The organism is Streptomyces sp. NPDC001927, assembly GCF_053594455.1.
Map to the genome: position 1 here is coordinate 65,571 of NZ_JBSFEN010000018.1, position 24,244 is coordinate 89,814.

At 72.3% G+C, this 24,244-nt stretch carries 18 protein-coding genes; 10 read left to right on the plus strand and 8 right to left on the minus strand.

Annotation, left to right across the window (positions count from 1 at the left end; all coding sequences use genetic code 11):
* The first annotated feature begins 9 nt into the window (after positions 1 to 9).
* From cbiQ to ACWCO8_RS36255, 4 genes are all read left to right on the plus strand, one after another.
* Complete coding sequence (gene cbiQ, locus ACWCO8_RS36240; protein WP_451035776.1) at positions 10 to 759, plus strand: cobalt ECF transporter T component CbiQ; 750 nt, start codon at positions 10 to 12, stop codon at positions 757 to 759.
* A complete protein-coding gene (locus ACWCO8_RS36245; protein ID WP_451035777.1) occupies positions 756 to 1,604 on the plus strand; it encodes an ATP-binding cassette domain-containing protein in 849 nt (282 codons plus the stop codon). Before cbiQ ends, ACWCO8_RS36245 begins: the two co-directional genes overlap by 4 nt.
* Before the next feature lie 208 nt (positions 1,605 to 1,812).
* Entirely contained in the window at positions 1,813 to 3,846 is a 2,034-nt protein-coding gene (locus ACWCO8_RS36250) for an oxidoreductase (RefSeq protein ID WP_451035778.1), read from the plus strand.
* 32 nt (positions 3,847 to 3,878) lie between these two features.
* A complete protein-coding gene (locus ACWCO8_RS36255; protein ID WP_451035779.1) occupies positions 3,879 to 4,412 on the plus strand; it encodes a PadR family transcriptional regulator in 534 nt (177 codons plus the stop codon).
* A 94-nt stretch (positions 4,413 to 4,506) separates the two neighbouring features.
* Here the strand turns inward: ACWCO8_RS36255 and ACWCO8_RS36260 are convergent, their stop codons facing one another.
* Complete coding sequence (locus tag ACWCO8_RS36260; RefSeq protein ID WP_451035780.1) at positions 4,507 to 7,899, minus strand: hypothetical protein; 3,393 nt, start codon at positions 7,897 to 7,899, stop codon at positions 4,507 to 4,509.
* 563 nt (positions 7,900 to 8,462) lie between these two features.
* Here ACWCO8_RS36260 and ACWCO8_RS36265 point away from each other — a divergent pair.
* Both ACWCO8_RS36265 and ACWCO8_RS36270 read left to right on the plus strand, forming a co-directional pair.
* The gene (locus ACWCO8_RS36265) at positions 8,463 to 8,993 is read left to right on the plus strand and encodes a hypothetical protein (RefSeq protein ID WP_451035781.1); all 531 of its coding nucleotides are present in this window, start codon (positions 8,463 to 8,465) and stop codon (positions 8,991 to 8,993) included.
* Positions 8,994 to 9,074: 81 nt separating this feature from the next.
* Entirely contained in the window at positions 9,075 to 10,901 is a 1,827-nt protein-coding gene (locus tag ACWCO8_RS36270; RefSeq protein WP_451035782.1) for a trypsin-like serine protease, read from the plus strand.
* A gap of 25 nt (positions 10,902 to 10,926) precedes the next feature.
* Here ACWCO8_RS36270 and ACWCO8_RS36275 read toward each other — a convergent pair whose 3' ends face one another.
* The 4 genes from ACWCO8_RS36275 to ACWCO8_RS36290 form a co-directional block, all read right to left on the minus strand.
* The gene (locus ACWCO8_RS36275) at positions 10,927 to 12,195 is read right to left on the minus strand and encodes an MAB_1171c family putative transporter (RefSeq protein ID WP_451035783.1); all 1,269 of its coding nucleotides are present in this window, start codon (positions 12,193 to 12,195) and stop codon (positions 10,927 to 10,929) included.
* Between the two features lie 14 nt (positions 12,196 to 12,209).
* On the minus strand, positions 12,210 to 12,740 hold the full coding sequence (locus ACWCO8_RS36280; protein WP_451035784.1) for a toxin-antitoxin system, toxin component: 531 nt from the start codon (positions 12,738 to 12,740) through the stop codon (positions 12,210 to 12,212).
* 92 nt (positions 12,741 to 12,832) lie between these two features.
* Entirely contained in the window at positions 12,833 to 13,576 is a 744-nt protein-coding gene (locus ACWCO8_RS36285) for a hypothetical protein (protein ID WP_451035785.1), read from the minus strand.
* Positions 13,577 to 13,635: 59 nt separating this feature from the next.
* On the minus strand, positions 13,636 to 15,555 hold the full coding sequence (locus ACWCO8_RS36290; protein ID WP_451035786.1) for a heavy metal translocating P-type ATPase: 1,920 nt from the start codon (positions 15,553 to 15,555) through the stop codon (positions 13,636 to 13,638).
* A 157-nt stretch (positions 15,556 to 15,712) separates the two neighbouring features.
* Between ACWCO8_RS36290 and ACWCO8_RS36295 the strand changes: the two genes are divergently transcribed.
* Both ACWCO8_RS36295 and ACWCO8_RS36300 read left to right on the plus strand, forming a co-directional pair.
* A complete protein-coding gene (locus tag ACWCO8_RS36295) occupies positions 15,713 to 16,090 on the plus strand; it encodes an ArsR/SmtB family transcription factor (protein WP_392087527.1) in 378 nt (125 codons plus the stop codon).
* A 25-nt stretch (positions 16,091 to 16,115) separates the two neighbouring features.
* Entirely contained in the window at positions 16,116 to 17,504 is a 1,389-nt protein-coding gene (locus tag ACWCO8_RS36300) for an FAD-dependent oxidoreductase (protein WP_451035787.1), read from the plus strand.
* Positions 17,505 to 17,548: 44 nt separating this feature from the next.
* Here ACWCO8_RS36300 and ACWCO8_RS36305 read toward each other — a convergent pair whose 3' ends face one another.
* Positions 17,549 to 18,889: a DUF2252 domain-containing protein gene (locus tag ACWCO8_RS36305; RefSeq protein ID WP_451035788.1), complete on the minus strand. Its 1,341-nt coding sequence runs from the start codon at positions 18,887 to 18,889 to the stop codon at positions 17,549 to 17,551.
* 203 nt (positions 18,890 to 19,092) lie between these two features.
* Here ACWCO8_RS36305 and ACWCO8_RS36310 point away from each other — a divergent pair, with 203 nt between their 5' ends.
* On the plus strand, positions 19,093 to 19,857 hold the full coding sequence (locus tag ACWCO8_RS36310; protein WP_451035789.1) for a GntR family transcriptional regulator: 765 nt from the start codon (positions 19,093 to 19,095) through the stop codon (positions 19,855 to 19,857).
* 132 nt (positions 19,858 to 19,989) lie between these two features.
* Here ACWCO8_RS36310 and ACWCO8_RS36315 read toward each other — a convergent pair whose 3' ends face one another.
* Entirely contained in the window at positions 19,990 to 21,522 is a 1,533-nt protein-coding gene (locus tag ACWCO8_RS36315; RefSeq protein WP_451035790.1) for an amino acid permease, read from the minus strand.
* A gap of 41 nt (positions 21,523 to 21,563) precedes the next feature.
* Positions 21,564 to 22,538: a hypothetical protein gene (locus ACWCO8_RS36320; RefSeq protein ID WP_451035791.1), complete on the minus strand. Its 975-nt coding sequence runs from the start codon at positions 22,536 to 22,538 to the stop codon at positions 21,564 to 21,566.
* Positions 22,539 to 22,885: 347 nt separating this feature from the next.
* Here ACWCO8_RS36320 and ACWCO8_RS36325 point away from each other — a divergent pair.
* Positions 22,886 to 24,244, plus strand: a 1,359-nt coding sequence (locus tag ACWCO8_RS36325) for an FGGY family carbohydrate kinase (RefSeq protein ID WP_451035792.1), incomplete at its 3' end; no start/stop codon positions are given.

The window sequence follows — 24,244 nt, forward strand, 5'->3', positions numbered from 1 at the left end:
CCGCCGCCGGTGCTGCCGATCGACGCGGCGGCGCACAGCAGTCGCTGGCGCCGCCGTCACCCGTGCGAGAAAGCCGTCCTCGGCTTCGGCCTGACACTGTGCGCGGTCTGTCTGCCGCCGTGGCCGGGTGCCGTCCTGGTCGCGGCGGCCACCCTCGCCGTCCTCCTCGGTCCCGCGGGGGTGCCGGGGCGTCAGCTGTGGCGCGCGTTCCGCATCCCGCTGGGCTTCTGTGTGACGGGGGCGATCCCGCTCCTGTTCGAGGTGGGCGGGGCGCGGGGGCTCGTCGTGTTCGCGCAGGACGGGCCGGTCCGCGCCGGTGAGCTGCTGCTGCGGACCTCGTCGGCGTCCCTGGGCGTCCTGCTGTTCGCCTTCACGACGCCCGTCTCGGACCTGCTGCCCCGGCTTGTACGGGCCGGGGTGCCGGCGCCCGTGGTGGACGTGGCGCTCGTGATGTACCGGATCAGCTTTCTCCTTTTGGATTCCCTATCCAAGATCCGACAGGCGCAGGCGGCCCGCCTCGGGCTGACGACCCGGGCGGCGACCTGGCGTTCGCTCGCCGGGCTCGGCGCGACGGCGTTCGTCCGCGCCTTCGACCGGGCGCAGCGGCTGCAGACCGGGCTCGCCGGGCGAGGCTACGACGGGACGCTGCGCGTCCTGGTGCCCGAGGCCGCGGTCTCGGGCCGCTTCCTCGCCTCGACGGCCGGCCTGCTCACCGGGCTCGTCGCCCTCACTCTCGTACTGGAAAGGTCCCTGCCGTGAGCCCCGCACCCCCTGTCGTGGAACTGGTGAAGGCCACGTTCGCCTACGAGGACGGCCCGGTCGTCCTCGACAGCGTCGACTTCGCCGTGCCGGAGGGCCGGGCGCTCGCGCTGCTCGGCCGCAACGGCGGCGGCAAGACGACGCTGCTGCGGCTGCTGAGCGGCGGCCTGCGCTGCGGCGGCGGGTCGCTCCGGCTCGACGGTACGGAGGTGTCGTACGACCGGAAGGGGCTGACGCGGCTGCGGACGACCGTGCAGCTGGTGGTCCAGGACCCGGACGACCAGCTCTTCGCGGCCTCGGTCGGGCAGGACGTGTCGTTCGGGCCGATGAACCTGGGGCTGCCGGAGGAGGAGGTACGGCTCCGGGTGCGCGAGGCCCTGGAGGCGCTGGACATCGTCGCCCTTGAGGACCGGCCGACGCATCTGCTCTCGTACGGGCAGCGGAAGCGGGCGGCGATCGCGGGCGCCGTGGCGATGCGCCCCCGGGTCCTCATCATGGACGAGCCGACCGCCGGGCTCGATCCGCACGGGCAGGAGCGGCTCCTGGAGGTGCTCGGCCGGCTGCGCGACGCCGGTACGACGCTGGTGATGGCGACCCACGACGTCGACCTGGCGCTGCGCTGGGCCGACGAGGCCGCGGTCCTCACCCCGGAGGGCCTGCGGACGGGCCCCATCGAGACGCTGCTCGCCGACGACGCGCTCCTGGACGCGGCCCGCCTGCGCCGCCCGTGGGGCATGGCGGTCACCCGCCTCCTCCGCGCCCACGGCCTGCTCGCCCCGGACGCGCCCGGTCCGCGCACGGCGGAGGAGCTCGCGGTGTGGGCGGGGACGGCAGTGACCGAGTAGCGCGGATACCGGCCGGTACGCGGATGCCGAGGAGAGCGGATACCGAGTGGAGCGGATACCGAGGAGAGCTCCGAATGCCTCGGTCATCGCGCAGGGTGGTTACCGAGTAGTAGCGCAGATCACGTGGCCAGCCTTCTGCAACTAGTTGCATAACAGGGTCGGGGTCGCCTACAACAAGGGTGACCACCCTGCGCGAGGAGGCGCCCCCATGAACGCGACCCCGACCCCGAACCCGTACCCGCATCTGCTGAGCCCGCTCGACCTCGGGTTCACCACCCTGCCCAACCGGGTGCTCATGGGTTCCATGCACGTCGGTCTCGAAGAGACCGAGAACGGGTTCGCGCGCATGGCCGCCTTCTACGCCGAGCGCGCCCGCGGCGGCGTCGGGCTCATCGTGACCGGCGGCATCGCGCCCAACGAGGCCGGCCGGCCGTGGGACGGCGGCGCCAAGCTGACCACCGACGAGGAGGTCGCCGAGCACCGGCTCATCACCGACGCCGTGCACGCCGAGGGCGGGCGGATCGCGATGCAGATCCTGCACTTCGGCCGGTACGCGTACCACCCCGGCCTCGTCGCCCCGAGTGCGATCCAGGCGCCGATCAGCCCCTTCGTACCCAACGAGCTGACCGACGCCGAGGTCGAGCGGACGGTCGAGGACTACGCCCGCTGCGCCGAGCTCGCCAAGGCGGCCGGGTACGACGGCGTCGAGGTCATGGGCTCCGAGGGCTACCTCATCAACGAGTTCATCGCCTCCGCCACCAACCAGCGCACCGACCGCTGGGGCGGCAGCTACGCGAACCGGGTGCGCTTCCCGCTGGAGATCGTCCGCCGGATCCGCGAGCAGGTCGGCGACGACTTCATCGTCATCTACCGGCTCTCGATGCTTGACCTGGTGCCGGGCGGCTCGACGCTGGAAGAGGTCGTCTCCCTCGCCAAGGAGATCGAGGCCGCCGGCGCGACCATCATCAACACCGGCATCGGCTGGCACGAGGCCCGGATCCCGACCATCGCGACCTCCGTCCCGCGCGGCGCGTACACCTGGGTCACCCAGAAGCTGATGGGCTCGGTGAGCATCCCGCTCGTCACCAGCAACCGCATCAACACCCCCGAGGTCGCCGAGCGGATCCTCGCCGAGGGCCGCGCCGACATCGTCTCCATGGCCCGCCCCTTCCTGGCCGACCCCGACTTCGTCGCCAAGGCCGCCGCGGACCGCTCCGACACCATCAACACCTGCATCGGCTGCAACCAGGCCTGCCTGGACCACACCTTCAGCCTGAAGATCACCTCCTGTCTGGTGAATCCGCGCGCCTGCCACGAGACCGAACTGGTTCTCTCCCCCACCCGGCTCGCCAAGCGGATCGCCGTCGTCGGCGCGGGCCCGGCCGGTCTCGCCTTCTCCGTCTCCGCCGCCGAACGCGGCCACTCCGTCACCCTGTTCGACGCGGCGGACGAGATCGGCGGCCAGCTGAACGTCGCCAAGCGCGTACCGGGCAAGGAGGAGTTCGACGAGACGCTCCGCTACTACCGCGTCCAGCTGGACGCGCGCGGGGTCGAGGTCCGGCTGAACACCCCGGTATCGGCCGGTGACTTGAACGGGTACGACGAGATCGTCGTCGCGACCGGCGTCACGCCGCGCACCCCGGAGATCGAGGGCGTCGACCACCCGAGCGTCGTCAGCTACCTCGACGTCCTGCGCGACGGCGCGCCCGTCGGCGAGCGCGTCGCGATCCTGGGCGCGGGCGGCATCGGCTTCGACGTCGCCGAGTACCTCACGGACGGCGGCGAGGGCGCGAGCCAGGACCCCGAGACGTACTTCAAGCAGTGGGGTGTCGACACCTCGTACGAGGGCCGGGGCGGGCTGCGCGCCCCCGAGCGGCCGCGGCCGCCGCGCCAGGTGCACCTGCTCCAGCGCAAGACCTCCAAGGTCGGCGCCGGTCTCGGCAAGACGACCGGCTGGATCCACCGTGCGGAGATGAAGCACCGGGGCGTCACGATGGTCGCGGGCGTGGCGTACGAGCGGATCGACGACGAGGGCCTGCACCTCACCGTCGACGGCGAGCCGCAGGTCGTCCCGGTCGACACCGTGGTCCTGTGCACCGGCCAGGAGCCGCGCCGCGGTCTGTACGAGGAGCTCGTCGCGGCGGGCCGTACGCCGCACCTCATCGGTGGGGCGGACGTGGCCGCCGAACTGGACGCCAAGCGCGCGATCGACCAGGGCACGCGGCTCGCCGCCACCCTGTGATCGCGTCGACGGTCCGAACCTAGGATGCGTGCATGTCCCTCCCGCACGCGATCCTCACGGCGCTGCTCGAGAAGCCGTCCTCCGGCCTGGAACTGACGCGCCGCTTCGACCGCTCGATCGGCTACTTCTGGTCCGCCACGCACCAGCAGATCTATCGCGAGCTGGGCAAGCTGGAGCAGGCGGGGCACATCCGCGCCCTGCCCGCTCCGGTGCCGGCGCGCGGCCAGAAGAAGGAGTACGAAGTGCTGCCCGCGGGCCGCACGGAGCTGGCCGACTGGGTGGCCCGCACCGAGGACCCGAAGCCGCTGCGCTCCGCCCTTCTGCTGCGGATGCGGGCGGCGGCGGTGGTCGAGGCACCGGGCATGCGCGAGGAGTTGCGCCGCCATCTCGATCTGCACCAGCGGCAGTTGGACGAGTACCGGGCGATCGAGGTACGGGACTTCCCGCCCGCGCGCCGCGAGACCGAACCGGACCGGCTGCGCCATCTCGTCCTGCGGGGCGGGATCGACCTGGAACGCTTCTGGGTGGAGTGGCTGACTCAGGCGCTCGCGGAGCTGGAGGGCTGAGCCCGTCAGGGTGCTCCGGACACCGCGCTCGCGAGAAGGCGCCTGAACAGGCTCGTGCCTGCCAGGCGCCTTCCCCTGCGTGCGGGCTAGCGCGTCAGTGCTTCTTCTTCTTTCCGCTCAGCCAGCTGACGATCGGCGACACGGCCTCCTGCGCGACCGACGACAGCTCCTGGAGGGCGTGCGCGCCCTTCTTCGCCGCGTGGGCGCCGGTGCTGATCCACCGGGACTGGCCCAGGAAGAGGGCGCTCAGGCCCGCGATCGCGGCCTGCTTCTTGAACTCCTTGCTGTTCCAGCCGTAGCCGACCCCGTAGAACACCGCGCTGGTCGCGTCGAGGATCGCCGCACCGACCCCGATCCCGAAGCCCGCCGCGACGATGACGGCGCCGGCCGGAGGGAAGAACAGGCCGACGCCGATGCCGACGAGGCCCACCCCGACGCCCGCGAACCCGGCGACGACGGCGGCCTGGTGGGTGTAGTTGGCCCACCACTTCGCGCTGCCCGGCTCCGGTCCGCTCTTGACGGTGTCGTAGTCGGCGACGTCGCACTGGTTCTTGCCGGACTGCTTGGCCGCCTGCGCCTCTTCGGCCGCCAGCCTGGCCTTCGCGGCGGCCTCGGCCCGGAACTTCTCCCCCTCGATGCGGCGGGCATCGCTGGCGGCGGCGGCCGCGGTGTCCCGGTTCTGGTTGGCCTGCCACTCCGCCGCGCGGGCGTTGGCCGCGGAGGCCTGCGCGGAGTTGGCGGAGGCGATGGCGCTGCGCGCCGACTCCATGGCACGCGTGGCCGAGAAGTTGGCCGAACGTGCGGCGATACGGGCGTTGGCGGCCGCGCTCAGCGCCTGGTCCGCGGACTGCCGCGCGTTCGCGGCCGACGTCTCCGCGTCCTTCGCCAGGTTGTTCGCCTGCTGCGCGGATTCGGCGGCCTTCTCTGCCGACAGCCGCGCCTTCTCCGCCCACTGCACCGCCTCGGCGGCCGCCTTGCGGGCGTACGCCGCCGCCTCCTGGGCGCGGCCGGCGTCCTCCTGCGCCTTGTGGGCGATCTTCGCGGCCGCCGCGATCGCGCCCTGCATGGCGGCGATGTGGGTGTCGGAGTCGTAGTCGAGCTGTGCGGACTCGTACTGCATCGACGCGATGAAGGTGCGGCGCATCCACGCCGGGCCCTCCATCGCGACCTGGGCGTGCGCCTTGGTGTACCGGCCTCCGGTCTGGAGGAGGGCCGCGGTCGCCACCGCGTCGTCCTGCCGCAGCGCCTTCTCCAGGCCGACGGTGAGGAACTCGTAGAGCGCCTGCGGGGTTCCGGCGTTCAGGGCCGCGTTGGCCGCGTCCGTCACCGCACGGCCGGGCTTCTCGGCCAGCACGCGGTTGACCGCGACGCGGTTGTCCATGGCGGCGGCCTGGACGGCGCCGGTGCCGAGGAACTTCGCCACGGCGTCCGCTGCCGTGCTCTCCAGCGCCGCGGTCGCGGCGAAGGCGACGTCCGGGTTGGAGGTCCGCGCGATGAAGAGGGCGTTCTCGCGGTCGTCCTGGCGCTGGGCGATCTGCCGGTCGACCTCGATCCAGGCGTGGATCTCGGACTCGGTGCCGGCCAGGGCGAACCGTGCCGCCTCCAGGGACCAGGCGCCCTTGGCCTCCATCATGGCGAGGGCGGCCTGGCGGCCGAGGGTGGTGGCGCCCGGGGCGTCCCCCGCCGCGAGGGCCGACTCGGCCCGGGCGATGAGGTCCTTCGTGGCCTGGGCGGTCTGCTCCGCCTGGGTCCGCTTCCGTTCGATCTCGGCCCGCTCCCTGGCCTCGATCTCCCCGAGCAGACGCACTTCCTCGAGCGCCCGCTGCGTGTCCTCGTCCAGCCGCTGCCACTCGGCCTCGCGCGCGGCCTTCTCCACCTCGACCGCCTTGAGGACGGCCTCGGTCGCCGTGTTCGCGGCCAGTGTGGCCTCGTTGGCGAACTCGGTGGACTTGTTGGCGTACTCCACCGCCTGACCCGCGTACTGCGCGGCCCATTCGGCGGCGACGGCGGCCTTCTCCGCGTGGTCGGCCGCGCTGTTGGCGGCGTCGCGCGCGGCGCGTGCGGCGGCCGCTGCCGCCTTGGCAAGGGCCTGTGCCGTACCCGCCGCGTTGGTGGCGATCGTGGCGTTGGCGCTGGCGATCTGCGCCTGGCGCTTGGCCTCGGCGGCCTCCGCCTGCGCCGCTCCGGAAGCCGCGGCGGCGGCCGACGAGGCGTTCGCGGCCGCGGTGGCGTTGCGCGCCGCGGAGGCGGCGGCGGCACCGGCGTCGGCCGATGCCTCCGAGGCGGAGGCGGCGTGGGTGGCGGCCTCCGCCGCGCTGCGGGCCCGGGCCGCGGCGTTCCGGGCGGCGACGGCCGCGTCCTTGGCGAGGCCCGACTGGTTCGCGTCCTTGGAGGCGGCGATGGCGGCTCGGTACGCCTGGGCGGCCGCGGAGCCCGCGGTCGCCGCCGCCTGGCTCGCGGCCGCGGCGGCGTACGAGGCGCGGCGGGAGGCCTGGACGGCGGCGTGGGAGGCGTTGATCGCGACGCGGGCGGAGTCGGCGGCGCCCTTCGCGGCCTCGCCGGCCTTGCGGGCCGCCTTGCCGGCCTTCGCCACGTCGTCCTGGGCGGCCTGGGCCTCGGCGGCGGCCTTCTCCGCGGCCTCCTTGGCCTTCTCCGCCGCTGCCACGGCACGGGCGGATGCCTCTTCGGCCTCCTTCGTCTTCGCGTCGGCCTTCTTGCCCTCGCGTTCGACGACGGCGACGAGCTCTTCGATGGTCGCGCGCTCCTGGTCGCGGGCGCGGGCGATGTGCTGGCCGGTCTCGAGGAACCACTCGACGTCTCCCTCGGTGCCGGACAGGGCCCGGTCGGCGTACTTCTGCACCTCCGGCCCCGCCTGCACCAGCATCTTGGAGACTTCGACGCGCATGTCCTGGAGCCGCGCGGTGTACTGGCCTTGGCTCAGGAACGCTTCGAGCGCCGCCTGGGAGCCGTCGTTGAGGGCCGTGTTGCCGGCCCGGTTCACGCCCTTGCCGCCCTGGCCCATCACGGTGGCCGTGGCCACCCGGAGGTCTTCCAGGATGCCGGCCCTGAAGCCGCCCGCGAGGTACGCGGAGATGGCGGCGTTGCCGCCGTTGATCGCGGCGGTGGCCTCGCGTCGCGTGCCCTTTCCGCCGACGGCGAGGCCGCTCATCAGGGCGACGCGGTTGTCCTCCGCCGTCTCGAGGGCGAGCCTGACGTCGAGGAAGTTCCGCACATCGGCGTCGGAGCCGGTCAGTGCGGCCGCCGCGGCGGCCCGGACGGCTCTGCCGCCGAGAATCCACTCTCTGACGACCTTCGCCCGCTCGGTGTCGGGCAGCAGGAACGGGTCGCCGTCGTCGTCGCCGCCGGCCGGCGGTGTGTCGGCCCAGGCGGCAACGGGGTTGAGCACGAGGCTCGACGTGGTGACGACGGCCGTGGTGGCGGCGATCGCGCCGAGAACGCGCCGCCTACTCCAATAGGTGGTGTCCAAAACGATCCTTCGCTTTCGACGCCTGGCACGCCGCAAAGCAGTGCGGTCCGAGCCAGGACAGCAAGAATGAGGCGCGCTTTTGTCCGCCGGCACATGACTGGCGTGACGAGGTCCGGCGGCGCGCGGCATGACCATACGCGGCCCGATCGACGTTAGCTAGACGGCAGTTGATGAGAAATCAACTTCCGTTTATCCCCTGCGGCTTGAACTGTGGCCCTGGTGGCGCGAACGCGCTGCCCAAATCGGTCGTGACCCCCACAGCCTGTACCTTTTCGTCACACCAACTCGACCCGAGGCCGTGATGCAGGTCACTTGAGGAGGCCGCTTCGCTCCCCCCTATCCCCGCTCCCACCCGGGCACGGAAGGCGTTGACGGAGTGTCACTCCCGTTTTTCGGGGCTTGATTTACGCGCCATTCCATCGGTTAGTATCCGGGGCGAAGTTGGGGGCTTCCACGAAGAGACGACCCGTCTTTGACGCATCTCTCATTGGCTGGACACAAGCCTTCACGCCTTTTGGCACACCTCTTCCGGATCACACCCGGAACCGACTACTGGGACAGAGATGAAGGCACGCAGGACACTTGTCCGCACAGTGGCCACGGCACTGGTCGCCGGCGCCCTGGCATGGGTGGGGATCACCGGCGGCTCCGGCGCCGGCTCCTCCGACGCGAACGCCACGGACGCCGTGGCGATGAAGGCCGTCGCCGAGGAGGAACCGGGCTACGCCGTCGAGGACTTCGGCTACCCCAACGCCGACAAGATCCTCGCCGAGAGGAAGATCACCCTCAAGCGCGGGGACGGCCACATCCTCCTCGCCGACTGCGGCAGCGCCCCCGACCTGATGGAGGTCTGGACGCGCCAGGACGAGGAGCGGTTCTGCTTCAAGATCACCGGAAACCAGGGCTATCTGGCCCTGGAGCTCCCGGCCGTCTTCTCGATCAAGGGCAACAACTACTCGGCCGAGGTCGACATGACCGTCGGCACCGAGGAGAAGTCCTACGACATCAAGAAGAACACGTGGACCCCGGTCGGCGAGAGCGTCGACCCGCAGGCCCGCGACTTCATGCTCATGGAGATCCGCGCCAGCAAGTAGGCGCCCCCGCACGGGAGTCGGCCCCGGCCGGCGCCGCGCGCATGCCCTCCACGCTCCCAGCCCTTGCTTCCAGGAAGTGAAATGAAGCGTCCGAACCCCGCAAGACCCTCCCTCGGAGTCGCCCTCGGCGCGGCTCTCCTCGCCGCCCCGCTCACGCTCACGGGCCTCACCGCCGGCACGGCGCAGGCCGCCGCGGGCACGCCCGCAGCGGCGGGCTCGCTCACCCACACCGTTCAGCTCTCGGTGGGCGAGTGGCCCGAGAACCGGGGCTGTTCCGCCACCCTGGTGGACGAGCTCTGGCTGGCCACCGCCGCCAGCTGTTTCGCCGAGCGCCCCGGTGAGGCGGTGCCCGCCGGCAAGCCCGCACGCAAGACCACCGCCACCCTGAGCGGCGGCACGGTCCTCACCGTCACCGAACTGGCGCCGCGCACGGACCGCGACCTGGTCCTCGCCCGCCTGAACCGCCCGGCCAAGGGTGTCACGCCGGTCAAGCTCGCCTCGGCGGTCCCCGCGGTCGGTGCCCAGGTCTCGGCGGCCGGCTTCGGCCGCACCAAGACCGAGTGGGTACCGGACAAGATCCACAAGGCCGGCTTCACCGTCAAGAGCACGACCGCCGCGGACCTGGCGCTCGACTCCACCAACGGCACCGACGTGCTGTGCAAGGGCGACACCGGCGGCCCGGTCCTCGACGGAGCCGGCAACCTGCTCGGCATCAACAGCCGCTCCTGGCAGGGTGGTTGCTTCGGCGCGCCCAGCACCGAGACCCGCACCGGTGCCATCGCGGCCCGCACCGACGGCCTCGCCTCCTGGATCGAGACCGTCAAGCAGAGCCCCTTCATCCTCAGGGCGGGGGACACGCTGCAGCCCGGCGAGACGGTCTCGTCCCAGCACGCCAAGCTCATCATGCAGACCAACGGCGACCTGGTCCTGTACCACCGCACCGGCGGCGAGAACGAGGGCGGCGCCCTGTGGATCTCCGGCACCGGCGGCAACCCGGGTGCCTTCGCCAAGATGCAGGCCGACGGCAACTTCGTCGTCTACAAGAAGGACGGCAAGGAGACCGACCCGTCCACCGCGCTGTGGCGCTCCGGTACGCACAACAACGCCGGCGCCCGCGTGGAGCTGCAGTCCGACGCCAATCTCGTCGTCTACACCAAGGACGGCGGCTGGGGACGGGGCGGCCACCTGTGGCACTCCGACACCTACCCTCGCGGTGACAAGCTCGCCTCCGGCGCGAAGCTGATGCCCGGTAGCTGGCTCACCAACGGCCAGACCGTGCTGATGATGGACATCCAGGGCAACGCCCTCGTCCGCGACGCGGTCACCGGCCGCGAGCTCTGGGGCAAGTACACCTGGAACTGGCGCTCGTACCTGCACATGCAGAACGACGGCAACCTGGTCCTCTACAAGGCCGACGGCGGCCAGGGCAAGGGCGGAAACCTCTGGGCCACCCAGACCTGGAACGGCGCCGGCGCGTACACCTCCCTCGACGGCAACTCCCTCGTCGTCCACGCGAGCGACGGCGGCATCCGCTGGGTCAACTCCACGCTGATCGGCGCGCAGTCCGGCCGCTGCCTGGACTGGAACGGCGCCACCGGCGCGATGATCTGGGACTGCTGGGGTGGTGAGAACCAGCGGTGGGACGCCACGCCGGCCAAGGAGCTGCGCGTCGGCGGCGACAAGTGCCTGACCGCCGACAAGGGCGCGAACCAGGGGGCCCGCGTCTCGGTCACGCCGTGCGACGGCACCGACGAGCAGAAGTGGAACGTCAACGCCGACTCCACCATCACCGCCGTGCTCAACCCCGGCCAGTGCATGAACGTCTGGGGCCAGGCCACGGCCAACGGCTCCGGGCTCGGCCTGTGGCAGTGCAACGGCGGCGCCAACACCAAGTGGGCCCGTCCCTGACCTTCCGACGAGGGGGTGGGCCGCGCTACGGCCCACCCCCGACGGGGGACACGGAGGATGCCTCCGTATCCGGAGTTACGGGGGTACCCACGGATGCGGAGGGAGCGGGGGACACGGCAGGCACCGCGGACATCGCGCGGGAGACGCCCACCAGGAGGTCGCGGTGTTCGGCTTCGGCGGCGCGCAGCGCCCGGGCCGCCGCCGCGGCCTCCTCCTTGTCGGCGGGCTCGCCGAGGGCGCGGGCGGCGGCCGCCGCCTTGAACATGGCGGCCAAGGCGGTCGCGACGCTCTCGGCCTCGGTCGCCCCGCCGGCGCGGGCCCGGGCGCAGGCGTCGGCGCGCACCTCCTGCGAGCAGTACGCCAGAAGCTCCAGCGTCCGGTCGTGGATGTCGGTCATGCGGTCCGTGAGGCGCCGGCCGGGGCCCGCGTACCACGGAGTGGTGAGCCGCACCCTGGTCCGACGATCGGCGGGGCATCTGACGGCGCGCCACAGCGGGCCGAGGGCCCGGAGGGTCCTCAGGGGTCCGATCACCCGCTCCGCGAGCCAGGGTCCGACGACCGGGATCAGGAATCCGAGGGCCACGAGGAGGGATCCGAGGGCGGCGAAGGACACGCCCACGCGGTTGATCGGTGTGCCGTCGCGGCCTTGCCAGACGACGACGATCGCGACGAAATTCGCCACCCCGTACGTGAGGTTGGTCAGGAACCCGGCACCGAGGAAGCTCAGCCCGAGGCGCAGCGAGGCGCCCGTCACCGTCCGCCATTCGCGGCCGCCCCAGTGGATGTCCCGCGCCCAGTTCCAGCACGTGGCGGCCGCCAGGACGGCCGTCGTCGTGCTCGTGATGAGGCAGAGCAGCATCATCTCGCGGATGAAGGGGGTGGTGGCGTAGTAGGTCTCGAAGGCCCGCGTCCGTTCCACCGGTGCGTCGCCCAGGGCGAAGAGGCCGACGAGAAGAATCGCGACGACGACATGGCTCGCGATGTAGAACCGGACCCTGCGGTGGGTGCAGGGCTTCGACCGCGTGTCCTCCCGCCAGTTCTCCAGAAGGACCAGGCAGGCACACGCGTACGCGCAGAGCAGGCAGTAGACGAGCACCACGGAGAAGTTGCTGACGCCGGTCATCTCGTTGACGGCCACGATCGTGGGCGGTGCGGAGAAGAAGAACGCCGCGGCCTGCAGGAAGATCGTGGCGTTGGCGCTGCGGACGACAGGGTTGCGCCAGTGCTTCACCAGGGAGGGAAACTTGACGACCAGGACGAGGACGAGTGCCGCGACGGGTATGTAGAGGTTCACGTTCCGACGAATCCTCAGCCCTTGAGTGACGCCCAGATGCGGCCGGTGACACCCGCGGCTTGTCTCGTGCCCTGCCCGCCCTCCAGGTAGGGCCTGACCTTGCCGGCGAGCATCCGGCCGAACGTCTCGGCGCGGCGCTCCTCCGCGAGGTCCGGCTCCGTACGGGCCGCGACGTGTCTGACGGCGTCGCTCAGGCTCCAACGGTCACCCAGCATGCGCGCCGCGGCCATCGTGCCGGCGGCGCCGCCGTGACCGCTGTGTCCTTCCTTGAGGTGCCACAACTCGTGCCCGAGGATGACGATCTGATGCAGGGGTGAGGTGTTCGCCTCCAGGGCGATGAGGTCGTAGTCGCCCATGTCCAACCAGAGTCCGGTCACCGTCTCCGGCGGGAACTCCTCCAGCATCAGGCGGACTTCGCCGCCCCTGAGTTTCGCCGCGCTCGCGCAGATGGCGTTCAGCAGCTCCACCGGTCCTGCCGCGGGCGGCTCCCCCAGGCCCGCGCAGAGCGCGTCACGATGGCGCTTCATCTCACGCGAAACCAGCACCGGTGCCCCCTCGATCGATCCCGACGCACAGCCCCCCGCGCGTCGTTCGTTGTGCATTACCGCTGGTCAGCCACGGTTTCGGTCAGCCGTGGTCAACCGACGCCATTGTGCCCCACCCCTGGTTCAAGGGCTGCGCGGGTCTCCCGTGCGCGCTCCTCGCGGGAGCGCCGGGCGACGGATTCGATCAGCGCGATCAGCGGCTGGGCGGTGTCGTCCGGTACGTCGACGAGGGCGCGGGCCGCGAAGGCGACGACGCCGAGCTCGGGGTCCACCCCGCCCGCGGGCACCCCGCTGCGCAGCCGCTGGAGGTCCTGGTCCTGGCGCTCCACGGTCCGTTCCAACAGGTCCTTGTGGATCTGCTGGAGGACGCGGTCCAGGGCCTCGGCGGGTTCGGCGACCAGGAACTCGATCTTCTCCCCGAAGAACGCCGCGATCCCGGCGGCGTGGTCGAGGTTCGGCACCTTGCCGGTCTTGATCATCTTGTCGAGCCACTGCGCGCTGGTCCCGACGGCGGTGGCGATCTCCGCGAGCGAGTGGGGCCGTCTGATGCCCGAATCGGACGTCCTCATGCGGGTCGCGCGCAGGAAGAGGATACGTTCGAGCACGCGGCGGTGGCGTGCCTCGACCGCGTCCGCGCCGGTCCCTGACCCGGCCGGGTCGAGCGGTTCGCCCCGCAGCAGCTTCTCGACTTCCACCACCGGCACTCCGGAGGCGTACGAGAGCCCACCGTCGCCCTGCACCCGCAGGACGTCACCGCGGTTCAGGCCGATGCGCTCCAGCAGCCCGTCGATCCGCCGCACCGTGCCCACCAGGTCCGGAGCAGGTCCCTCAGCCACACGCACTCCCGGGGTCGTTGAACGAGGCCGCTCAAGGCTAGCAATCGCAGCGGGCGTCATCACCGGGGCACCCTCCCTCCGAGCCGCTCCTCGCCGGCCGCCTTCCGCCAGGCCGCGTCGCGCAGCAGCCGCAGGCCGTTGAGCCCCACCAGGACCGTCGATCCCTCGTGTCCGGCCACGCCGAGCGGGAGCGGCAGGTGGCCCGCCAGGTCCCAGACGACGAGGGCCCCGATGCAGGTGCCCGCGATCACCAGGTTCTGGACGACGAGACGGCGGGCGCGGCGGGAGAGGGCCACGACGGCGGGGACGGCGGCCAGTTCGTCGCGTACGACGACGGCGTCGGCGGTCTCCAGGGCCAGGTCGGAGCCGGCCCGGCCCATGGCGATGCCGCTGTGGGCGGCGGCCAGGGCGGGGGCGTCGTTGACGCCGTCCCCGACCACGAGGACCCGGGCGCCGGTCCGCTCCCACTCCCGTACGACGGCGACCTTGTCCTCGGGCAGCAGCCCGGACCGCACGTCGGTGATGCCGGTCTCCTCGGCGATCCGGGCGGCCGCGCCCGCGTTGTCGCCGGTCAGGAGGGTGGGGGTGACGCCGGTGAGGCGGGTCAGGGCGGCGACCGCCTCGGGGGCGCCGTCGCGGAGCCGGTCGGCGAGGCCGAGGACCGCGACGCGGGTGCCGTCGACGAGGACCTCGACGGCGGTGTCGGCGTGCTCGCCCGCCGCCCGGCGCACCCGTACCTCCCGCCCCTCGACCGTGGCCCGCACGCCGTCGCCCGGGATCGAGGCGAAGTCGCTCGCCTCGGGCACGCGCAGCCCACGCGCGCGTGCGGCGGCCACCACGGCGCGGGCCAGCGGGTGTTCGCTGGGCAGTTCGGCCGCGGCGGCGAGGGCGAGCGCTTCCTCGTCGCCGTCGAAACCGGTGACGCGCGGCGCGCCCTCGGTCAGGGTGCCGGTCTTGTCGAGCGCGACCCGGTCGACCGCGCCCAGCCGCTCCATGACCACGGCGGACTTGACGAGGACGCCGTGCCGGCCTGCCGTGGCGATGGCGGAGAGCAGCGGCGGCATGGTGGCGAGGACGACCGCGCAGGGCGAGGCCACGATCATGAACGTCATGGCGCGCAGCAGGGTGGGGGTGAGCTCGGCGCCGAGGGCGAGGGGGATCCCGAAGAGCGCGAGGGTGGCGACGACGACGCCGACGGAGTAGCGCTGTTCGATCCTCTCGACGAAGAGCTGGGTGGGCGCCTTGGTGGCGCTCGCCTCCTCGACCAGGGCGACGATCCGGGCGACGACGGAGTCGGCCGCGTCCTTGTCGACCCGTACGCGCAGCGCGCCCGTGCCGTTGAGGGTGGAGGCGAAGACCTCGTCGCCGGGCGCCTTGGGCGCGGGCAGCGGCTCCCCGGTGATGCCCGCCTGGTCGACGTCGCTCGCGCCGTCGAGCACGGTCCCGTCGGCGGGCAGCCGCTCCCCCGGCCGTACGAGGACGGTGTCGCCGATCCGCAGGTCGGCGACGTCCACCGGCTCCTCGGTCCCGGCGGCCGTGAGGCGTACCGCCCGCGCGGGTGCGAGGTCGAGCAGTCCGCGCACGGAGTCGGCGGTGCGGCGGGTGGCGAGCGCCTCCAGGGCGCCGGAGACGGCGAAGATGACGATCAGGAGGCCGCCGTCGAGGTACTGGCCGATCGCGGCGGCGCCGAGGGCGGCGACCACCATGAGCAGGTCGACGTCGAGGGTCCTCTCCCGCAGGGCCGCGAGGCCCTCCCGGCCGGGTTCCCAGCCTCCGGCTGCGTAGCAGACCGCGTAGAGCGGGCCCCAGGCCCAGGCGGGGGCTCCGGCCAGGTCGAGGGGCAGGGCGAGGAGGAAGGCGAGCGCGGACAGCGCGGCCCAGCGGACCTCGGGCAGGGCCCACGCGCGCGTGCGGCGCTGGGAGGACGCGGCCCTGTCGGGGGAAGCGGCGGTCCGCGCGTCGAGCACCGGGGAAGCCATGGGCGGGCACCTCTTCGATCGTCGGGCAGGGCGGGGCGGTGACGGGGTCGGCCGACGGGGCGGCTGACGCGCCCACCATAGCGGAATACATGAAGAGGTCTTCATTCATGAGTTTCACGCCACGCCTCTGATTCACGGCCGCGACTACGATGAGCCCATGGGACACGGAGCGAACGGCGGGACGACCCCGGCAACCCACCTGGACGCGGAGTCCGCGGCCACCATCGCCGCCACCCTCCAGGCCCTCGCGACGCCCTCGCGGCTGATGATCCTCACCCGGCTGCGGCAGGGGCCCTGCGGAGTGACCGAACTGGCCTCCGCCGTCGAGATGGAACAGTCCGCCGTCTCCCACCAGCTGCGCCTGCTCCGCGCGCTGGGCCTGGTGACCGGCGTACGGCAGGGCCGCCGGATCGAGTACAGCCTGTACGACAACCACGTCGCCCAACTCCTCGACGAAGCCGTGTACCACATCGAGCACTTGCGGCTCGGCGCACGTGATGTGCCCCGGGAGACGGTGGATACTGGATCGCCGTAGACCACACTTCGTTGAAGGGGCGGGGATGACCGACGAGTTGGGGCACCGCGAGACACGTCACGCGGTGGTCATCGGGGGCAGTCTCGCGGGCCTGCTGGCGGCACGCGTACTCAGCGAACACGCGGAACGGGTGACGGTCGTCGAGCGCGACCGCTTCCCGGCGGGACCCGAAGCACGGCCGGGCGTCCCCCAGTCGCGCCACGTGCACGTACTGCTCGACTCGGGGCAGGAGGCGCTCGACGAGCTGCTCCCCGGCTTCATGGGCGAACTGCGCGACCTCGGCGCCCCGAGGGTGGGAATGCCCTCGGACATGGTGCAGTGGCAGAACGGACGCTGGTTCAGCCGCCTTCCGTCCACCACCCACCTCTACACCGGGCCGCGCGCCCAGCTCGAGTGGCTGGTGCGCCGCCGGGTCCTCGCCGATCCGCGGATCGAGCTCGTCGAGGGCACGGAGACCATCGGTTTCCTCGGTGACGCCTCGCGCGTGCGGGGCGTGCGGCTGCGTGAGCGCGGCGCGGGCAAGGAGCGCGAGAGCCGCCTCCTGGAGGCGGACCTGGTGGTCGACGCCTCGGGGCGCGGCACGCACGCCCCTGACTGGCTCGCGTCGATCGGCGCGGAGGCGCCGCACGAGGAGACGATCGACACCGGTCTCGGCTACGCGACCCGGATGTACCGCGGGCCGGCCGACCCCGGCATGGACGCCGCGGGCTTCAACATCGTCCCCAACCCCGAGCAGGTGTACGGCGGTGTGGCGCTGCCCGTCGGGGACGGGCTCCACCTGGTCACCTTCTCCGGACTGCGCAACGATCTGCCGCCCACCGACGAGGAGGGCTTCGAGGCGTTCGCGGCCAAACTACCGCACCCCGTCCTGAGCGAGTGGATCGCGAAGGCGACACCCGAGTCGCCGGTGCACGGATTCCGGCAGACGGCCAACGTCCGCCGCCGGTACGACCGTCCGGGCCGCAGGCCGGCCGGCTTCCTCGCCGTCGGCGACGCGCTCTGCGCCTTCAACCCCATCTACGGACAGGGCATGGCCGTGGCCGCGATGAGCGCGGTGACCCTGCGACGCGTGCTCGCCGACCCGCGACGGACCCCGACCACGCGGACCGTGCAGAAGGCGCTGCTCGACACCTCCAAGCAGGCCTGGGACATCGCGGCAGGGGCGGACCGCAAGATGCCGGGTGCGACGGGGAACGACCTCGCCGCGCGCGCGGTGGACCGGCCGGTGGGCTGGTACCTGCGTCGGCTCCAGGAGCGGTACGGAGGGGACCCGGTCGTGGGCGCCGCGTTCCGCTCGGTGCTGACCCTGAAGGAGCCGATGACCGCTCTGTTCGCCCCGGCGGTCGCCCGGCAGGTGCTCTTCGGCCCGGTGCCGAAGACCCCGGCCGAGCCGCCGATGCGGCGCGAGGCGTAGTCGGGCGCGAGGGGTGGTGGCGGCGCGGCGGCGCCGGGCGGGTGTCAGACGCCCGGCGCTGCCGTGATCACGCCCGCGGCGATCGCCGCGCCGAGGGCCGCGTAGTCGTCGGCGTTCTGGTCCGTGTAGCTGATCGCGAAGTCGGCGATGGCGCGGTCGAACACGTCGGAGGTGCCGAGGTAGGCGGCGATGGCGATGCGGTCGCCGGAGCGGGCGTGGGCGCGGGCCAAGGTACGGCCGCAGAGGCCCGCGTAGGCGCGGAGCATCGCCGGGGACATGGCCTCCACCTCGGCCGAGCCCTTCATGTCGCGCAACTGGCGCCAATAGAAGTGGCGTTTCTCCGGTCCTGTCATCCAGCCGAGGAAGATGTCGCTGGCAGCCTGGGTCAGGCGCTGGCCGCGGACGACCCGCTGCCCCTGGTGCCCGTACACGGTCGGCGGCAGATGCGCCTCAAGGACGGAGCGGCCCGCCTCCTTGATCTGGAGGAACAGCGGGTCGCTGTCGTCGCGGCCCTCCAGGAGGAGGATGAAGCAGCGGGTGCCGACGCTGCCGACGCCGACGACCTTGCGGGCGGCGTCCACGTAGTGGAAGCGGTCCAGGAGGAGCCGGCGCTCTTCGGAGAGCGAGCTGCGGTAGTCGCTGTAGATCTTGCCGAGGGTGACCCGGTCGATGTCGGTGGCCCGTTCGAGGAGCGGGGGGTCGTCGACGATGTGCCGGTTGCCCTTCTCGTCCAAGGCCGTGAGCTTGCCGAAGGCCTGGAGGCTCGTACGGCGGCGGGCCTTGGCGAGACGGTTCTCGAACGTGGCGCGGCGGTTCCGGCGCACCAGCGGGGCCAGGTCGTCGGCGTCGATCCGCTCGTACCACACGGCGAGTTCACCGAGGCCGGCGAGGCGGCGCATGGACTCGCGGTACGCCTCGCCGACGACGAGGGCGGCCTGGTGGGCCTTGGCCTTGCTGGAGCCGTTCTGGAGCGCGGCGACGGCCACGCTGGCGGCGAGCCGCTTGACGTCCCACTCGAAGGGGCCGGGCAGCGTCTCGTCGAAATCATTCACATCGAAGAGGAGCGCCCGTTCGGGTGAGGCGTAGACGCCGAAGTTGAGCAGATGGGCGTCGCCGCAGAGCTGGACGAGGAGTCCGGTGTGCCGTTGCGGGGCGAGGTCGGCGGCCATGACGGCGGCCGCGCCGCGCAGGAACGCGAACGGCGAGACGGCCATCCTCCCGTACCGGATCGGCACCAGTTCGGGCACCCGGTCGACGGACTGCCGCTCCAGGACGCGCAAGGGGTCGAGGCGCTGCGAGGACGGTATCCAGCGGCCGTGTGAAGACCGCGGCACCCTCTTGCGGGCCGCCCTCCCCGCCTCGGCCCGCTCCGCCGGTGTCGTCATCCGGCCTCACCCGCCTCTTCCGCCGCCACGTCCGGTTGAGACTTCATTACAAGGTCAGACGGCGCTGTCCGCACTCCGAGACGCCCCGGCTTTCGGCCACTCCCTTTCGCCACCCCTTCCTTAATGGTTTAGACCAATGATAGGAATTGATCACCCCTGCGGACCAGACTGTCACGCTGAGCAAAGAGAGGGGTTGCATCACCATGACCGAAGCCGCACCCGCACCGGAACCCGAACACCTGGCGGCGGTCCCGCTCTACCTGAGAGTCGCCGCGGCTCTGCGAGAGGACCTCGCCGGCCGGCACATCGCGCCCGGCAGCCGGCTCCCGTCCGAGCGCTCCCTCGCCCACCGCTACCACGTCAACCGGCAGACCGTCCGCAGCGCGCTCCAACTGCTGCGCGAGGAACGGCTCGTCGTCACTGACCGGCGCGGAACCTTCGCCGCGGGCACCGGACACGAGCCGGGCGAACCCGCCCTGACGGTCCGTCGGCAACTCTTCCCCGGCGGTACGGAGGCAGCCGACGCCCTCGTACGCACCTCGCTCACCTGGGAGGCGCCGCCGGCCGGACTGGTGACACGGCTCGGGCTCGTCCCCGGCGAGCCGACCCTCGTCCACCGCCATGTCGTCCTCTCCCCCGGCGGGACACCGATGCAGCGATCGGTGTCCTGGTTCTCGCGGGCCGCGCTGAGCGAGATCCCGCAGCTCGCCAAGTACCGACGGACCCGGGGCTCCGTCCTCCACCCGGACATGCGGCTGCTCTACCACTGGATGCACCAGGCCGGACTCCGGCTCACCCGCCGGGAGTCGATCGGCGTGCCGCCGGGCGGCGCGACGGGCGTCGGGGGCGGGGCGCCCCGGCTGGCCGTCCACCGGGTGGTGTGCGACCAGCACGGGCACGCGCTGGAGATCACGGACATCGACTGCGCGGCGCAAGGGGTCTCCTGGACCTACGAGTTCAGCGGCTGACGCGGGCGAGATCGGATCCAATATCCAGGATCATGGATCCAATATCCGATGTCTGAGCTCTGGGATCCGCTATCTGAGCCCGCGGATCCGATGTCCGAGCCCTCGAATCCGTCAATCTGCCCCTGCGGATCGTCAGACGATGCCCTCCTCGATCTCCGCCTCCTCACGCGCCGTTCCGTACGCCGACGGCGTGCCGTACGAGCGTCGCGCCACGTACCACCACACGCTGGCGAGGACGAGGACGACAGCGAGCGCGATGACCGCGTAGTTCATCGAGTCGATCGTCACCGGCGCCTTCTGGGGGAGGCAGAAGAGCACGGTGACGAGCGCGACCCAGCCCACGGCGATCCAGCCGATCGGGCGACTCCAGCGACCCAGGTTCCACGGCCCCGGGGTGAACCGCTTCCCCGCGCGCAGGCGCAGGTAGATGGGGATCGCGTAGGCGGGCGTGATGCCGATGACGTTGATAGCGGTGACTGCGCCGTAGGCGGTGGCGGAGTAGAGGGACGGGACGGCGAGGAGGGCGGCGACGCCGACGGCGAGCCAGACCGCGGGCACCGGGGTCTGCGTCCGGCTGCTGACCTTCCGCCAGAGGGCCGAGCCGGGGAGGGCGTTGTCGCGGCTGAAGGCGAAGACCATCCGGCTGGCGGCGGCCACCTCGGCGTTGCCGCAGAAGAGCTGGGCCACGATCACCACGAGCAGCAGCGCGGTGGCGGCGCCGGAACCGAGCGCGTCGAGGAGGATCTGCGCCGGCGGTACGCCCGTGGCGCTGTTCTGGGTGCCCTCGTAGTCCTGGATCGCGAAGGTCAGTCCGGCGAGCAGGGCGAATCCGGCGATCCACGAGACCCAGATGGCGCGCACGATGCCCTTGGCGGCGCTGACCGAGGCGTTGGAGGTCTCCTCGGAGAGATGGGCTGAGGCGTCGTAGCCGGAGAACGTGTACTGGGCGAGGAGCAGGCCGACGGCGGCGACGTAGAACGGGTTGGCCCAGCCGGTGTCGTTGACGAACTCGGTGAAGACGAACTCGGCGGACTGGTGGCGGTCGGGGATGAACGCGAGCGCGCCGACGATCACGGCCACGCCCGCAAGGTGCCACCAGACGCTGATCGAGTTGAGCACGCTGACGAGCCGTACGCCGAAGAGGTTGAGGACGGCGTGCAGGAGCAGGATGGCGAGGAAGATCAGGAAGGTCGAGCCGGCGGTGGGCACGATGCCCCACTGGAGGTTGAGGAAGGCTCCGGTGAACAGGGCGGCGCCGTAGTCGATGCCGGCGATCGCGCCGAGCAGGCCGAGCAGGTTGAGCCAGCCGGTGTACCAACCCCAGCGGCGGCCGCCCAGGCGGTCGGCCATGTAGTAGAGCGCGCCGGAGGTCGGATAGGCGCTGGTGACCTCGGCGAGCGCGAGGCCGACGCAGAGCACGAAGAGCCCGACGCCCGCCCAGCCCCACAGCATGACGGCGGGGCCGCCGGTGCCGAGGCCGAATCCGTAGAGCGTCATGCACCCGGAGAGGATCGAGATCACGGAGAAGCTGATGGCGAAGTTGCCGAAGCCGCCCATGCGACGGGCCAGGACGGGCTGGTAGCCGAGCTCTCTCAGCCGGGCCTCGTCGTCCTGGCCGCCCGCGGGGGGCCTGAGTGTCTCGTCGACGGGGGCGGTGCGGGACATGCCGGTACCTCCAGGGTGGGGGGAAGAGGGCGGAGCGGGGGTCAGGGGTCGAGACAGCGGGCGCGGGCGCGCACGAAGAACTCGGTGGCGAGGGCCCGGTCGTCGGGGCGGTCGGTGCGGTACGCCCAGGGCAGCACCGTGTGGTACGGCCCGAGGGCCTCGAAGACACGGGCGGCGTCCGCGAACCGCTGGGCGCCGAAGAGTGCGTGGGCGAGGTGGTTGAGGTCGAGGAGGGAGGCCTCGTCGGTGGCGCAGAAGAGGAACCAGGAGTGCAGGGCCTGGTGGGCGTCACGGACGGCGTCCTCGGCGACCCAGTGCAGGTCGAGGGCGTGCGTGTGGCCGTGCTCCCGCCGGTAGCGCTCCACGCGGACGTACAGCGGCAGGGCGTGCAGAGCGGATCCGGTGGGGGCAGAACCGGCGGCCCACTGAGCGTAGTTGACGGCTTCGGAGAACGAGCCGGCGCGCCGGAGGTAGAGGAACTGGAGCATGCGGTGGTGCGCCTCGCGGTTCTGCGGGTCGCGCCGCTCGGCCTCGGCGAGGAGACCCCAGGGGCCGGGCGGGAGGAGCGGCGCGGGCGGGGACAGCCGGTGCTCCGGCATGCGCTGCCGGTCGTCGAGGGCGGCGAGGGCGAGCAGGCAGATCCAGGGGACGGGGTCGGCGGGCGCGCTTTCGGCGGAGCGGCGGCAGGCGGTCCAGGCCTCCTGCCACAGTTCGCGGGTGCGGGCGTGGCCGCTCCGGTGGGCGCGTACGGCCCGCTCGACGGCCACGCGCGCGTGCAGGACGAGCGCGGGAACGCTGTCCGGCTGCTCGGTCCGCCAGGTCTGGACGACATCGCCGCCGGCGGCGACGGTGGCGAGCACCTGGGTGCGCCGCGTCCAGTCGGCCCAGCCGGGTGTCTCGTCGAGTAATCGGGCCGTCGACACCCAGCGGCCGGTCCGCAGGTCCTGGACCGCGTGCCGCAGGGCGTGGTCGTGGCCCGCCGGATGGTAGACGGGCCGGAAGTCGTGCCCTGCCATCACGGAACGGGACGTGCGGTGGGTGACATGGCTCCTCGGTCGGTGGGGGCGGGCCCGTCGGGTGCTCCGATGGGGTCCCCGTCGGTGTCCCGGCGGGCGTAGCGGCCGGTGATCGGCGATGACCGGCGGTGATCGGCGATCACTATAGGCTTCACCGGATGATCGCGATCATCTTTCGAATCCGACCGTAACTATCTGGCCACAGAACGAATATGACCATGCATCACACACGTGGCGGCGAGCCGACAGACGGGCTCCGACCCACTTGACGGGACGCGGCGCGTGCACCAGTCTTGCCGGTTCCGCGATCAAGGCCCGCTACCCCTTCGAGGGCAGGAGGACGAGTGATGACGGGTCCGGTGCTCGCCGTCGACCAGGGAACGTCGGGGACCAAGGCGCTCGTCGTCTGCCCCGAGCGGGGCGTCATCGGGACCGGCTCCGCGCCCGTACGGCCCCGCTACCTGCCCGGTGGCCTGGTCGAAGTCGATCCGGCGCAGCTGTACGACTCCGTCGTCACCGCAGGCCGGGCCGCGCTCGCCGAGGCGGACACCCCGGTCGCGGCCGTGGGCCTGGCCAACCAGGGCGAGACCGTTCTCGCATGGGATCCCGCGACGGGCGAACCGCTCACCGACGCGCTCGTCTGGCAGGACCGCAGGGCCGACGACCTCTGCACCGAACTGTCGGACCACGCCGATGAGTTGAGGCAGTGGACGGGACTTCCGCTCGATCCCTATTTCGCCGCTCCCAAGATGGCCTGGATCCGCCGTCGGCTCACCGGGGCGGGCGTGGTCACCACGAGCGACGCCTGGCTGGTGCACCGGCTGACGGGCGCGTTCGTCACCGACGCCGCGACGGCGGGCCGGACCGGGCTCCTCGACCTGGACTCGGTCTCCTGGTCCGCGCCCGCCCTCGACGTGTACGGACTGGGCGCCGAACGGCTGCCCCACGTGGTCGACGCGGACACGCACGTCGGCACGACGACGGCGTTCGGCCGGCCGATCCCGCTGACCGGGCTGCTCGTGGACCAGCAGGCGGCCCTCCTCGCCCAGAGCGTCACCGACCCGGGCACGGCCAAGTGCACTTATGGCACAGGGGCGTTCCTGCTCGCCCAGACGGGTTCCGCGCCGCGGCGCGGCGACTCGGGCCTGGTGAGCTGTGTGGCCTGGCGGCTCCGGGGCCGTACGAGCTACTGCCTGGACGGGCAGGTGTACACGGCCGCCTCCGCCGTGCGGTGGCTGACCGACCTCGGCGTGCTGTCCGGCGCCGGGGAGCTCGACGCGGTGGGCGGGACGGTGCCCGACAGCGGCGGGGTCACCTTCGTCCCGGCCCTGGCGGGCCTCGCCGCGCCCTGGTGGCGGGGCGACGTCCGCGGCTCCCTGCACGGGCTCGGCCTGGACACGACCGCCGGACACCTGGTCAGGGCGCTCTGCGAGGGGATCGCCGCGCAGGTCGTGGAGCTGGCGGGCGCGGCCGCGGCCGACCTCGGCCGACCGCTCACCTCCTTGCGCGTGGACGGCGGCCTCACCCGCTCCGCGCTCCTGATGCAGACGCAGGCGGATCTCCTCCAACTCCCCGTCGAAGTGTCGGCGTTGCCCGACGCCACCGCGCTCGGGGTCGGCGCGGTGGCGCGGCTCGGGGGGGGGGCGGGGGGGGGCGTCGCCGGGGGGCTGGCGGGGGGGGTTGGGGGGGGGGTGGAGGGGGCGGCC